The following is a 14,577-nucleotide window of genomic DNA, read 5'->3' as shown; positions in this document are numbered from 1 at the left end:
CTGCGCCGGCAGAAACCGCGCGCACGATGTCGTGGGGATACATAGCACGCTGCCCGTTCGCCGTTCTTGCGGCGCACGGCCGTCGTCGTATCCATGGCACGGGCAATGGCGCCGTCATTCGAGAAGGATCGGAAGGGAATATGGACCTGCTTCGCTTTATCGTTTCGTTGCCTCTGCGCTTCGTACGCGCGCTATTTCGGCTGCTGGGAAGAGTGACGAGGCCGATCTTTGGCGACATGGCCTGGTCCGCGCCCGCCTGGGTGCCCGCCACCGGCCGCGCCGCGCGCAGCCATCCCTTGAAGTTCGTCGGTGGCATCGCCGCCGTGCTGCTCCTCGCTGCTGCCGGCTGGTTCGGCTGGCATTGGTGGCAGAACCGGCCGCGGGCGGCGGAGCCCAACCGGATCACCTTCGAGGCCCCCGCGCCCGAGATCACCGATTACACGCAGGTGCCGGTCACGATCCATCCGTTGACCGTGACCTTTTCCGGTTCGGCCGCGCGGCTGGAGTCGCTGGGGAAGCCGGTCACGGACGGCATTGCCATGGACCCGAAACTGCCTGGGCAGTGGACGTGGGAAAACGATCGCGTGCTCCGTTTCGTGCCCGCCAACGACTGGCCGGTCGGTCGACGTATCGAGGTGCGCTTCGACAAGGCCAAGGTGTTCGCGCCGCAGGCGTTGCTGGCTGACGACCACTTCACCGTCGAGACGGCGCCGTTCACCGCGCGCGTGGTCAATGGCGAGTTCTATCAGGATCCGCAGGACCCCACCCGGAAGAAGACGATCGTCCAGTTGGGCTTCAACTACCCGGTGGACGCGGCCGAACTGGAAAAGCGCCTGGCGCTCGACCTGCGCAACGGCAACGAAAAGCGCGGCAGCGCGTTGAAGTACACCGTCACCTATGACGAGCGTCGCCTGAACGCCTTTGTTCACTCGCAACCGCTGCAACTGCCGCGCGACGACGGCTCGGTCGGCCTGCGCCTCGACGACGGCGTGCGCAGCAGCCGTGGCGGCGACGGCACGGACAAGCCGCTGGAAACGAGCGTGCGCGTACCCGGCCTCTACAGCCTGAAGCTGGAGGAAATGACGCCGACCCTCGTGGACAACGAGCGCTTCGAACCGGAACAGGTCGTCGCGCTGAACTTCGGCGGTCCTGTCAGCGACGCCGAACTGGCGAAGAAGCTGCACGTATGGGCCTTGCCCATGGACGACGACAAGCACGCCTCGGTCGATACCATCGGCGAGGACGACCTGCGCAGCTTCACGGCGCTCAAGCCCGAGGTCGTGCCGACCGAGAACGACTGGTCCGAAACGCAGAGCTTCCGCTTCCACGCCCAGCCCGGCCAGCGCATCTATGTGCGCGTGGACAAGGGCATGACCTCGTTCGGTGGGTACGTGATGCCCAAGGCGCGTGCCGAACTGCTCGTAGTGCCGGACTACCCGCGCCTGCTGCGCTTCATGGCCGACGGCTCCCTGCTGTCGCTGAGCGGCGACCGGCGTATCTCGGTGGTCTCGCGCAACATGCCGGGCATGCGCGTGGAAGTGGGCCGTGTGCTGCCCGATCAGTTGCAACACCTCGTCTCGTTGAATTCCGGCACGTACACCAAGCCGGAGATGTATGGATTCTCGCCCGAGAACATCGTCGACCGCTTCGTCAAGAAGGTGTCCTTCCCGGCCGAGGGTCCGGGCAAGGCGCATTACGAAGGCTTCGATCTCGGCCAGTACCTCGCTGCCGGCAAGCGCGGCGTCTTCCTGCTCAAGCTTTCCGGTTACGACGCCAAGGCCGAACAGGAGCGTCGCGAGAACCGCGAGAAGGCGGCGCGCGAAGCGGCGCAGCGCGAGGCGGGCGGCGATCCGGATGCTGCCGCGGCAGAAGCCGCCGAACGTGACGACGACACCGACACCGCACCGTACGACTGGCCGCGCGACGAACGGCTCGTGGTCATCACCGACCTCGGTGTCATTGCCAAGAAGTCGCTCGACGGCAGCCAGGACATCTTCGTGCAGTCGATCCACACGGGATCGCCCGTGGGTGGTGCCTCGGTGGCGGTGATCGCGAAGAACGGCAGCACCCTCGCCACCCAGGCCACCGGTGCCGATGGCCGCGCGCACTTCGCCAACCTCAAGGGCTTCACGCAGGAGAAGACCCCGGCCATGTTCGTGGTGCGCCAGGGCGAGGATCTTTCGTTCCTCCCGGTGACCGCGTACGACCGCTCCCTGGACTTCTCGCGCTTCGACATCGGCGGCGAGCCCAACGCACACAGCCAGGGCCAGCTGTCGGGTTACCTGTTCTCCGACCGCGGCATCTACCGTCCGGGCGACCTGTTCCACATCGGCATGATCGTGCGCGCGAACAGCTGGACGCGCAGCGTGGCCGGCATGCCGTTGATTGCCGAAGTGGTCGATCCGCGCGGCACCACGGTACGCCAGCAGACGGTGTCGATGGATGCGGCCGGCTTTGCCGAACTGGAACACACCACGGCGGAAACCTCGCCCACCGGCAACTGGACGGTGAACCTGTACATCGCGAAGGACGGCAAGCCGTATTCGCAGATCGGCAGCACGACGGTGCAGGTGAAGGAGTTCCAGCCCGATCGCATGAAGGTGTCGGCGACGCTTTCCACCGCGGTGCCCGAGGGCTGGGTGAAACCCGCGCAGTTGAAGGCGCTGGTGGACGTACGCAACCTCTTCGGCACGCCAGCCGCGGATCGCCGCGTGGAAGGCACGCTGACCCTGCGCCCCGCCTTCCCCGCGTTCCCGAGCTACAAGGACTATCACTTCTACGACATCCGTCGTGCGAAGGAAGGCTTTGAAGAGAAGCTCGCGGACGTCAAGACCGACGACAAGGGCCATGCGGAGTTCGCGCTGGACTTGTCCCGCTATGCCGATGCGACCTACCAGTTGTATTTCCTCGCCAAGGCCTACGAGGCCGAAGGCGGTCGCAGCGTGGCTGCGGCCACGCAAGGCATGGTCTCGTCCAACGACTGGCTGGTCGGCTACAAGTCGGTCGACAACCTCGATTACGTCAGCCGCGGATCCGCGCGCAGCGTGAATCTTGTGGCGATCGACCCGAGCGCCAAGCGCATGGCCTTGAGTGGCCTGAAGCAGGCGGTCGTGGAAACCCGCTACGTCTCGGTGCTGACCAAACAGGATTCCGGCGTCTTCAAGTACGAATCCAAGGCTCGCGAATCCACGATCTCCGAAACGCCGCTGTCCATCCCGGCCAACGGCCTCGACGTGACGCTGCCTACCGACAAGCCGGGCAACTTCGCGCTGGTGGTGAAGAACGCCGACGGCAAGGAAGTGAACCGCGTGGCCTGGTCGGTGGCGGGCGACGGCAACGTGTCCCGTTCGCTGGAGCGCAACGCCGAACTGCAGCTGACCCTGTCGAAGAAAGACTACGCCCCGGGCGAAGCCGTGGATGTGGCGATTCGCGCGCCCTATGCGGGTAGCGGTCTCATCACCATCGAGCGTGACAAGGTCTATGCGCACGCGTGGTTCCACGCCGATACGACCAGCTCGGTGCAGCACATCACCGTGCCCGCCGACTTCGAGGGCAACGGTTACATCAACGTGCAGTACGTGCGCGATCCGTCCTCGGACGAGATCTTCATGAGCCCGCTCTCGTTCGGCGTCGTACCGTTCTCGGTGAACATGGACGCACGTCGCAACACGCTGACGGTTGAGTCGCCGGCGCTGGTGAAGCCGGGTGATACCGTCACCTTCCACGTCACCTCCACCACGCCGACGCGTGCCGTGGTGTTCGCTGTGGACGAAGGCATCCTGCAGGTGGCGCGTTACAAGCTTGGCGATCCGCTGCAGTACTTCTTCCGCAAGCGCATGCTCGAAGTCTCCACGTCGCAGATCCTCGACCTCATCATTCCGGACTTCCAGAAGCTGATGTCGATGGCGGCCCCCGGCGGCGACGCCGACGGCGGCATCGGGCGCCAGCTCAATCCGTTCCGGCGCAAGCGCGACAAGCCGGTGGCCTACTGGTCGGGCATCGTCGACATCGACGGCTCGCGCGATCTCACCTACAAGGTGCCGGACTACTTCAACGGCAAGCTCCGCGTCATGGCGGTAAGCGTGTCGCCCGAACGCATGGGCACCTTCGAAGGTGCGACCACGGTACGCGGTGACTTCGTGCTCTCACCGAACGTGCCGACCACGCTGGCGCCGGGTGACGAGGCCGAAGTGAGCGTCGGTGTGGCGAACAACCTCACCGGCCTTGGCGGCAAGGACGTCCCGATCGCCGTGAACCTGAAGACCGGTCCGCAGTTGCAGGTGGTCGGTGAGGCCGCGAAGACGTTGAGCCTCGGCGAAATGCGCGAAGGCGTGGCGATCTTCCGCGTGCGTGCTACCGACAAGCTTGGCTCCGGCAATCTCACCTTCACCGCGGGCTACGGTGGTAAGGGCGCCAAGCAGTCCGTGGACCTTTCCGTGCGGCCGGCGTCCCCGATGCGTACGGATCTCGCCTTTGGTCACGTCGATGCACACTCGCGCGGCGACGTGACCGACCTGCGCGACATGCACGACAAATACGCGAAGCGCGATGCATCCTTCTCCACTGTGCCGGTGGTGCTGGCGCGCGGACTCGCGGCGTACCTCGTCGATTTCCCGCACTACTGCACGGAGCAGGTCATCAGCGCCGCCATGCCGGCACTGATCCTCGGCCAGCGTCCGGAGTTCGGCGACGTGAAGCCGGCACGCATGAGCGATGATGCCGCGCCTCCGGCCGATCCGGTCGCGGCACTGTTCGACACGTTGCGCGCGCGGCAGAACGGGCAGGGCGGATTTGGCTTGTGGACCGCTACGCCGGACACGAACGTTTTTGCCACCGACTATGCCGTGCATTACCTGATCGAAGCCGGCGATCGTGGCGTGGCCGTGCCGCGCGACATGCTCACCGCTGCGGACGGCGCGCTGCGCCAGATTGCGGCCGACGACAGCGGCGACAGCCTGGCGCAGATGCGTCAGCGTGCATACGCGATCTACCTGCTGACCCGCCAGGGCAACGTCACCACGAACGATCTCGCGTCGTTGCAGCGTCGCCTGCAGGAGACCTATCCGAAGGAGTGGAAGAACGATCTGGCGGCGGCATGGCTCGCGTCGTCGTATCAGTTGCTGCGGCAGGATCGCCTGGCGAACGATCTGATAGCCGGTCCGCGCAAGCTGCTCGGCCGCAAGCCGGCAGACGAGGCGTACAGCTACGCGGAGTACTACGACACGCCGATCCGCGATGCGACGGTGCTGTACCTCTTGGCGAAGCACTTCCCCGAGCAGGCCAAGGCACTGCCGCCCGAGACCATCGAAAACCTCGTCCGGCCGCTCGGCAAGGGTCACTACAACACGCTCTCGTCGGGCATGGTGATCCTCGCGCTCGACGCCTGGGCGAAGGACGCTGGCGGCGACACCAGCAAGCTGACGATCGGTGCCGTGGCAGCGAACGGTACGGTGACGCCGATCGGATCGCCGAAGGGCAGTCTCGTGGATGCGCATTGGACGGCTGGCACGCAGCGCTTGCGGCTGGTCAACGACGCGGACATCACGGCCTGGTACGGCGTGGCGCAGAGCGGTTTCGACCGCAAGCCGTCCACCGACACGCGCAAGGATGGTCTCGAGATCACCCGCACGTACACCGACCTGAAGGGCAAGGCCATCGATACGGTGAACGCGGGCGACGAGATCGACGTGCACGTGCGCATCCGCGCTACCAACGCCGACGGCGTACCCAATGTCGCCATCGTGGACTTGCTGCCCGGCGGCTTCGAACCGGTGCTCGACACGGCACCGCCCGCGTCCGACGACGCCTCCACGGCCTCGGCGAGCGATTCGGCGGATGCGAGCGAGGAAGGCGATGCCAGCGAGAACAGCGGCGAGGACGAAGGCACGGCTCCGGAAGACGGTGGGGACGAAACCCCCGCATGGCATTCGCCCATCGGCACTGCCGAGTCCACATGGAAGCCCGAGTACGCCGACGTGCGCGAGGATCGCGTGGTCGTGTACGGCTACGCGAGCAGCGACGTGCAGGAGTTCGTGTACCGGATCAAGGCGACCAACGCAGGCACCTTCGTCGTGCCGCCTGTGTTCGCCGAGTCGCTGTACGACCGCAGCGTGCAGGCCCGCGCGCCGGGCGGCAGCAAGCTCACCGTGGAAGACAAGCGCTAGGCGCGGGATGGCAGCGCGAGCGCCCTGACGCTCGCGCTGGAACCCAGGGATCGATGTGCGGCGAGGCCCGACGGCCTCGCCCCCAGACCGAGTCCCGCCGAGCCTCGACGTGTCGCCGATGAAATCATTCCCTCGCCTTCGTCTGCCCCGCTGGCACAACGTACTGGTTGCGTTGCTGCTTCTGGCGGCCATACCGGTCACGTGCCGCCTCTGGCCGCACGATCCGCTGCGCGCATGGTTTCCGTCTTCCACGGCGGTCTACGATGCCGATGGACATCTGCTGCGCCTGACGCTCGCGAGCGACGATCGCTATCGCCTATGGGTGCCGTTGGAAGACATCTCGCCAGCGATGGTCGAGGGCGTGCTGCTGCATGAGGACCGCTGGTTCCGCTGGCATCCCGGCGTCAGCGCATGGGGGCTGTTTCGCGGTGCATGGATGACCTACGTGCGCGCCGGCAACCGGCAGGGTGGCTCCACCGTCACGATGCAGCTCGCGCGCTTGATCTGGCACCTCGATACACGGCATCCGCGCGGCAAGCTCGTGCAGATGGCGCGGGCGGTGCAATTGGAACTGTTCTATTCCAAGCACGACATTCTCGAGGCGTATCTCAATGCCGCGCCTTACGGCCGCAACGTCGAGGGCGTGGGTGCCGCCAGTCTTGCGTACTTCGGCAAGGCGCCTGCGCGACTGAGCCTGCCCGAAGCACTGACTCTCGCGGTGATTCCACAGGACCCGGCGCGGGGCCTGCCCGGTAACGTCAACGGCAGCGCCGTGATCGATACGGCGTTGAAGACCTCGCGAGACCGGTTGTTCGCGCGCTGGATCGCCAAGCACCCCGATGACGCTACGGCCCGCCCGTTGTTCGACCTGCCGTTGCGTTTGCGTCCACTGTCTCGTCTGCCGTTCGAGGCACCGCATTTTGTCGAACAGGTACTCGCCGAGCGCCGGCTCGACGGTGACGACGAGATGCGCGTCGTCACCACGCTCGATCTCGGTTTGCAGCACAGCCTGGAACGGCAGGTGCGCCAGTACGTGGAGCGGGGTGCCGAGCGCGGCATTCGCAACGCGGCGGCGATCCTCGTGGACACGCGTGACATGGGCATCAAGGCCATGGTCGGCTCGGCCGGCTATTCCGACGCGTCCATCCAGGGTCAGGTGAACGGTACGCTGGCGAAGCGTTCGCCGGGCTCCACCTTGAAGCCCTTCATCTACGCGCTGGGTTTCGACCAGGGCGTGCTGCACCCGGAGACCGTGTTGCGTGATGTGCCGTCGGCCTTCGGCCCGTATACGCCGGAGAATTTCGACGGGCACTTCCTCGGGCCGGTGACGGCCACGCAGGCGCTGGTGCGCAGTCGAAATATTCCCGCGGTGCAGGTCGCAGCGAAACTGGCCAGCCCCAACCTCTATCAGTTCCTGCGCGACGCAGGCATCTCGCGCATGGCGAGCGAGCGGCACTATGGCCTCGCGCTCGTGCTCGGCGGCGGTGAGGTGACCATGCAGGAACTGGCGAGCCTCTACGCCATGCTCGCCAATCGCGGCGAACTGCGTCCGCTGCGCCTCCTTGCAAGTACGCCCAAGACACGCGGCACACGGCTGCTGAGTGAAGAAGCGAGCTTCATGGTCATGGACATGCTCCGGCAGAACCCGCGCCCGGACGACGCCGTCGCCGGACAGCCGTCGCGCTTGCCCGTGTACTGGAAGACCGGCACCTCATGGAGCTTCCGCGATGCGTGGACGGCGGGCAGCTTTGGCCCGTACGTGCTCGTGGTGTGGATCGGCAACTTCGACGGCTCGGGCAACCCGGCCTTCGTCGGCGTGGATGCCGCGGCGCCACTGTTCTTTCGCATCGCCGACGCGTTGCGCGCCGAGCGGCCGGGTCTGGCCGAACCGATACGCCGCAACCCGCCCAATCTTCGCCGTGTACCGATCTGCCTCGCCAGCGGCGACCTGCCCAACGCCTGGTGTCCCCAGGTCGGCAGCACCTGGTTCATTCCGGGCAAGTCGCCGATCCGGGTGAGCAACGTGCATCGTCCCGTGGTCGTCGACACGGCGACGGGCAAACCCGCCTGTCCGCCGTACGAGCCGGGCCGCACGCGCGTGGAAGTGTACGAATACTGGCCGTCCGACCTCGCGCGCGTGTTTGCGCAGGCCGGCATGCCGCGTCGCGCGCCGCCGCCGCTGCCGGATTGCCAGGGTGGCGGGCAGCCGGCCGGCGATCCGCCACAGATCACCTCGCCGCTGAAAGGCAGCAGCTACCGCATTCGCATGTCGCGGCTCGGCGACGAACGCATCGCGTTCACCGCGACGGCCGACGCCAGCTCACGCATGCTTTACTGGTTCGTCGACGACGCGTATCTCGGCAGTGCGTCGAACGGCCAGCCGCTGATGTGGGCACCCGAACGAACAGGCCGCTTCCTCGTACGCGTGGTGGACGATCAGGGCCGTACCGATTCGCGTGCATTGGACGTCGGGGCCGTCGAGTAGGTCGAACGATCGTATCCTGGCAGATGCTTCGCCGCGTCAGTCCGGCGGGCAATGCGGAGGATCGCGATGGCAGTACGTTCGCAAGGATATGCGACGGTGCGCTCACTTCGGCGCGACGCGACCGACACAGGCCGAATACATGCCGTGGCATCCAATCCGGGCTACCTATGCCAAGCAAGGACCCGGCCACCATGGATGCCGTCGTCAAGAAAGAAATACAAGCTGCCCATCCCCGGGCGGCGATCGTTACCACCTGCATTCTCGCCGCACTGGCCGGTCTCATGTTCGGCCTGGACATCGGTGTGATCTCGGGCGCCACACAGTTCATCCAGGCCGACTTCAAAGTGTCGGATCGCACCATCGAGTGGATCGTCAGCTCCATGATGGCGGGTGCCGCCATGGGCGCACTGGCAGCGGGTTGGATGTCCGCGGCGCTGGGCCGCAAGCGCTCGCTGATTCTTGCGGGTGTGCTGTTCATTGCCGGCTCTCTGTTCTGTGCGGTCGCGGGATCGGCGACGATTCTTATCGTTGCGCGCTTCGTGCTCGGTCTCGCAATCGGTGTGGCGACCTTTACGGCACCGCTGTATCTGGCGGAGGTCGCGCCGGAGAAGATCCGCGGCGCGATGATCTCGACCTACCAGTTGATGATCACCACGGGCATTCTTTTGGCGTTTCTCTCCGATACGGCGTTCAGCAGCTCTGGAAACTGGCGCTGGATGCTCGGGGTCATCGCGGTGCCCGGTGTGCTCTTTCTCGCCGGCCTGTTCTTCCTTCCCGACAGCCCGCGCTGGCTGTTGCTGCGCGGACGCCGGCAGGATGCAGAAGTCGTGCTCGCGCGTCTGCGCGGTGACGAAGGCGCGGTCCGCAAGGAGATCGACGATATCGAGGAGCAACTCAAGACGCGCCAGCATGGCTGGAGCATGTTCCGCGAGAACCGCAACTTCCGCCGCTCGGTAGGCCTGGGCGTACTGCTCCAGGCCATGCAGCAATTCACTGGCATGAACGTGGTGATGTATTACGCACCGCGTATCTTCAAGGACATGGGCTACGACACGCATGCGCAGATGTGGTTTACCGCGGCGGTCGGTCTCACCAACGTACTCGCTACCTTGATTGCCTTCGCCTTCGTCGATCGCCTTGGACGCAAGCCCATTCTTTATGCAGGCTTCGCGATCATGGCGGTCGGCCTCGGCGTCGTCGGCACGATGATGGGTCTGGGCATCAACTCGCGCGGTGAACAGTTCTTCACCGTGGGCATGCTGCTGCTCTTCATCGTGGGGTTTGCGATGTCGGCAGGACCGCTGATCTGGACTCTGTGTTCGGAGGTGCAGCCGCTCCAGGGGCGCGACTTTGGCATCGCCTGTTCCACGTTCACCAACTGGGTGACGAACATGATCGTGGGTGCAACCTTCCTCACGTTGTTGAGTGGCATCGGCAATGCGCAGACCTTCTGGTTGTACGCGGCACTCAATGGGATCTTCATTGGCATCACGCTCTGGCTGGTGCCGGAGACGAAGAACGTGACGCTCGAGCAGATCGAGCGCAATCTCATGAGCGGCAAGCCACTGCGCAAAATTGGCCAGTAATGTAGGCGTGCTTGCCTACATAGCAGTTTTTTTCAATCCAGTCATGAGAATCAGAGACCGTTTCCACGAAGTGGGAGCGGTCTCTGAGTTTCAGAAAAAAGTCGAAATTTTGAGCAAACTTCCATATGGAATGTAGGGGCATTCCGACAGAATTTGCTGAGCGCTCGCGTAGTCGAGCTCGGCTGCGTGATGCGCGGGGAAGCACCCGTGCCTCCCCCAGGCCGACGGTCCATGAGGACTGTTGCTCAATCAAATGACACTAAGGTTAACTGGATGAACCTCAAGGCACTTACCTCCGCCCTGCTGATTGCAGGGCTGGCCGCTCCTTCCGCATTCGCCGCCGACACGGGCACGATCACCTTCACGGGTTCGATCGTTAACGTCACCTGCTCGATCAGCGGCGGTACCCCGAATACGGACGATCCCAACTTCACGGTCAACATCGGTCCGGTCAACGCGGCGGACTTCTCCGGTATTGGCGACTACGCCGGCACCACGGGCTTCCGTATCTACGTGGGTAAGAGCGGCGAAACCACCTGCACCGACGGCACCAAGGTGTGGGCGCAGTTCGTACCGGGCCCGACGGTCGATCCGTCGACCGGTGGCCTGATCACGACGGGTGGCGCGACCGGCGTGCAGCTGCGTCTCTTCAACCGTGATGGCGAGGCAATCGACGCCTGGAGCGACGATCAGAAGGTTGTGAAAGAAACCGTCGCGAACAACCAGGCGGTCCTCGCGCACGCCGTGGCGTACCAGCAGACCGGCAACGTCGCGGCAGGCGCGGCGAACAGCTCGGTGGTGTACTCGGTGCGCTTCGAGCCCTAACCCGTAAAGGGATTCGACCGTCGGCGTCGCCGGCGGTCGTTCGCTCCACGAAGGAACGCTTCGACATGCCAGGAATTTCCCTTACGGCTCGCCGCCTCGGCTGCGCCGCGGCCGTGGTCGCCTACGCCACCGGCGGCACCACGCACGCCAGCGTAGTCATGAACTCGACCCGCTATGTCTACGCGGCCGATGCCAAAGAAATCACGGTGAAGGTGAGTAACGTCGGCAAACTGCCAGCATTGATGCAGGCCTGGATCGACGACGGCAACAACGCGTCCACGCCCGAGCACATCGACGTTCCGTTCAACCTCACACCACCGATTTCCCGCCTTGAAGCGGGTAAGTCGCAGACGCTGCGCGTGTCGTACACGGGTGGCGTGTTGCCGAATGATCGCGAATCGCAGTTCTGGATCAACGTGCTGGAGGTGCCGCCGAAGCCTCAGGACAGTGGCGATACGAGCAAGATGCAGCTCGCGTTTCGCTACCGGCTCAAATTGTTCTACCGGCCCAAGGGTCTCGCCGGCTCCGCTGATCTGGCTCCCGAGAAGCTCGTGTGGCGTCGCGGTGCGGACGGCGTCTTGGGTGTGGACAATCCCACACCGTTTTACGTCACGCTCAACGAGGCGCGGGTCTCGGTGGCCGGCGACGATATCGAGATCGAACCGTTCGCTATCGCTCCGAACGCGCACGTCGATGTAAAGCCTGCGAAGCCCGTGCCCACGGCCGATCGCGTGGAAGTGCATTACCGCAGCATCAATGACTACGGCGGCTTCGTCCCGCATACCAAGGCGATCAAAAGCCCATGAGCCGTCGATCATGCTCCCCCATCCGGCTGGCTCGCCGCCCGCTGGCCGTGGCGCTCGCCTTGCTCGGGCCTGCCATCGCGCGAGCGGCCATCGATCCGGTCAGTCCGGACCCCTCACCCGGCCCGGCTGCTCCGCAGGCGACCTTCAATGCCGATTTCATCCAGACCGCCGGTGGATCGCTTGACCTGTCGCGCTTCGAACGTGGCAACGTCACGCTCGCGGGCATCTATCGGCCCAGTGTCCTGGTCAACGGCGAGGCCGTGCCGGGTACGCGCGACATCGCCTTCCGCCAGGTGGCAAACAGCGAGAATGCCCAGCCGTGCCTGGATCGCAGCATGCTCATGCGCTTCGGCCTCGATCCCGAAAAGCTCGTTGCCCGAACGAAAGACGACGGTAGCGTGCGCCCGTTGAGCGACCTGCCGATCTGTGGAAATCTGGCGGCTTACATTCCGGGTGCCACCTTGGATTTCGACGACGCCGAACAGGTGTTGCGCATCACGATTCCGCAGGCATTTATGGTGTCGCGGGCGCGCGGCTATGTCAGTCCGGAATTCTGGGACCAGGGCGAGCAGGCCGCGATGCTCAACTACAACGTGAACACCTTTCACGTCCGCCGTGATGGGCAGCGGTCGACCCAGAGCTTCATGGGCCTCAACGCCGGGGCCAACGTGGGCGGATGGCGCCTGCGTCATGCCGGGTCGTTGTCCCTGCGCGAAGGCGAGAGCCGTTGGCGCAATACCCAGGTATACGCCCAGCACGACCTGACCGCCGCGCGTGCTCAGTTGACCCTTGGCGAGGCCTATACGAATGGCCAGATTCTCGACAGCGTGCGTATCCGCGGTGTCGGCATCGTCAGCGATCAGCGCATGCTTCCCGCATCCCAGCGGGGCTACGCCCCCGTCATCCGCGGCGTGGCGGAAAGCAACGCGCAGGTGACCGTGCGCCAGGGCGGCTACGCCATCTACAGCACGACGGTGGCGCCCGGTGCATTCGAAATCGACGACCTCTATCCGACCGGCTATGGAAGCGACCTGGAAGTCGTGATTACCGAAGCGGACGGACGTACGAAGCGCATTCTCGTGCCGTATACCGCCGTGCCGCAGATGCTGCGCGAAGGCACCACACGGTTTGGTGTCTGGGCTGGCCAGGTGGCGGACAACAGCATCGCCGACACGCCGTTCGTCTTCCAAGGCACGGTGCAGCACGGTGTCACGACGAACACCACGTTGTATGGCGGTGCCACGGCATCGAACAGTTATGCATCGGGTCTTCTTGGCGCTGCGTTCAACCTTCCGTTCGGTGCCGTCGCCGTCGACGTGACGAGTTCACGCGCGGCGTTCCGGCGGGACGGATTGCGTCGCGGTATCAGTACTCGCGTTCGTTATTCGCGTTCCTTGCCCTCGACGGGCACGAATTTCGGTCTCGCGGCGCAGCGCTTCTCGACCCGCGACTATCTCAATGTCACCGATGCGGCGCGCCTGCGCAGCCGCCTCCGCCGTGGCGTGACCGGCGACCCCGTGGGCGGTGAGCGCAGTCGCTTCGACGCAAACATCGGCCAATCGCTTGGGCCGGGACAGCTCTCGCTCACGGGTTCCGTCGTCGACTACTGGGGCAGCCGTTCGCGCGGTATCGACTACACCGTGGGCTACGGCGGTAGCTGGCGTACGGTGTCGTACAACGTGTCGGTGCAACGCTCGCGTATCGGCGACCTGTTTGTCTCTTCGCCAGGCAGCAGACGCCGCGACGGTACGGATACCACCTTCTACGTGTCGCTGTCGGTACCGCTGGGCGCCGCGCCTGCGTCGCCGAACCTCGGTCTTTCCTACAACCGCGGGAGCGATGGCGCTGGAAACATCCAGACTCGGCTCAGCGGGCCGCTGGGCGGCAATGAGGATCTCACCTATACGTTGGCCGCGGGGCGCTCGGAATCGGCAGCCGGACGCACCTCGCATACGGAGAGTGCGAACCTTGCCTATCGCACCTATGCAGGCAGCTATCGGGCCGGCGTGAGCCGGGGCAGTCGTGGTAGCACCCAATATTCCCTGGGTGCCACCGGCGCCATCGTGGCCCACCGCGATGGTGTCACCCTGGCTCAGGAACTCGGCGAGACGAACGTCATCGTGCATGCGCCCGGTGCGGCTGGAGCGCGCATCGAAAGCCATGCCGGCGTGCGTCTCGATCGGCACGGCAATGCCGTGGTGCGCGGGCTCATGCCGTATCAGCTCAACACGGTGTCGATCGACCCGCGTGGCGCGTCTCACGACGTTGCGCTGGAAAGCACGACCGAGGCGGTGGCGCCACGCGCCGGTGCATTTGCTCGTGTCGACTACCGCACGTCGGTCGCAGAAGCCTTGCTCATCCACGCGACGCAGCCGGACGGCACACCGCTGCCCTTCGGCGCTTCGGTGTACGACCGTGACGGGCAAGCCGTCGGCGTGGTCGGCCAGGGCAGCAAGATATTCGCCCGCGGCGCCCTGGCGGGCGCTCGGCTCAGAGTCCAGTGGGGCGATGACGACGGCAACGCCTGCCACATCGTCATTCCGGATTCACTCGACACGCTCGAAACGCACGGGTTGCACCGCTCGCTGCGCGCGTCTTGCACGTTACCCACGGAGGGCCTTGCGATGAAGAAAGCCGCCTAGCCAGCTGCGTAGTCGCGGGGCGCGGAGACGCCCGCAGGCACCCCACATCGTCGGCGACCATGACGGTCG

General features: G+C 65.1%; 6 protein-coding genes. All 6 read left to right on the top strand.

Annotated elements, in window-relative coordinates:
* The first annotated feature begins 140 nt into the window (after positions 1 to 140).
* On the top strand, positions 141 to 6,164 hold the full coding sequence (locus IM816_RS18115; protein ID WP_250339174.1) for an alpha-2-macroglobulin: 6,024 nt from the start codon (positions 141 to 143) through the stop codon (positions 6,162 to 6,164).
* A gap of 118 nt (positions 6,165 to 6,282) precedes the next feature.
* Positions 6,283 to 8,649: a penicillin-binding protein 1C gene (gene pbpC / locus IM816_RS18110; RefSeq protein ID WP_250339173.1), complete on the top strand. Its 2,367-nt coding sequence runs from the start codon at positions 6,283 to 6,285 to the stop codon at positions 8,647 to 8,649.
* A gap of 191 nt (positions 8,650 to 8,840) precedes the next feature.
* Complete coding sequence (locus tag IM816_RS18105; protein WP_250339172.1) at positions 8,841 to 10,235, top strand: sugar porter family MFS transporter; 1,395 nt, start codon at positions 8,841 to 8,843, stop codon at positions 10,233 to 10,235.
* Positions 10,236 to 10,508: 273 nt separating this feature from the next.
* Positions 10,509 to 11,060 carry a fimbrial protein gene (locus tag IM816_RS18100; RefSeq protein WP_250339171.1) on the top strand — a complete coding sequence of 184 codons (552 nt, stop codon included), beginning with the start codon at positions 10,509 to 10,511 and terminating at the stop codon, positions 11,058 to 11,060.
* Positions 11,061 to 11,125: 65 nt separating this feature from the next.
* On the top strand, positions 11,126 to 11,866 hold the full coding sequence (locus IM816_RS18095) for a fimbrial biogenesis chaperone (protein ID WP_250339170.1): 741 nt from the start codon (positions 11,126 to 11,128) through the stop codon (positions 11,864 to 11,866).
* Positions 11,863 to 14,508 (top strand): fimbria/pilus outer membrane usher protein, encoded by a 2,646-nt coding sequence (locus tag IM816_RS18090; protein WP_250339169.1) that lies wholly within the window; start codon positions 11,863 to 11,865, stop codon positions 14,506 to 14,508. The genes IM816_RS18095 and IM816_RS18090 overlap by 4 nt, the downstream gene beginning before the upstream one ends.
* The last annotated feature ends 69 nt before the right edge of the window (positions 14,509 to 14,577 follow it).

This window comes from Luteibacter flocculans (assembly GCF_023612255.1).
Lineage (GTDB): Bacteria > Pseudomonadota > Gammaproteobacteria > Xanthomonadales > Rhodanobacteraceae > Luteibacter > Luteibacter flocculans.
This window is presented reverse-complemented; position numbering and strand designations above follow the sequence as displayed.

Excerpts from the sequence above, each read along its gene's own strand:
- IM816_RS18115 (WP_250339174.1), top strand. The coding sequence starts at position 141 with ATGGACCTGCTTCGCTTTATCGTTTCGTTGCCTCTGCGCTTCGTACGC.
- IM816_RS18105 (WP_250339172.1), top strand. The coding sequence starts at position 8,841 with ATGGATGCCGTCGTCAAGAAAGAAATACAAGCTGCCCATCCCCGGGCG.
- pbpC (WP_250339173.1), top strand. The coding sequence starts at position 6,283 with ATGAAATCATTCCCTCGCCTTCGTCTGCCCCGCTGGCACAACGTACTG.
- IM816_RS18090 (WP_250339169.1), top strand. The coding sequence starts at position 11,863 with ATGAGCCGTCGATCATGCTCCCCCATCCGGCTGGCTCGCCGCCCGCTG.
- IM816_RS18095 (WP_250339170.1), top strand. The coding sequence starts at position 11,126 with ATGCCAGGAATTTCCCTTACGGCTCGCCGCCTCGGCTGCGCCGCGGCC.
- IM816_RS18100 (WP_250339171.1), top strand. The coding sequence starts at position 10,509 with ATGAACCTCAAGGCACTTACCTCCGCCCTGCTGATTGCAGGGCTGGCC.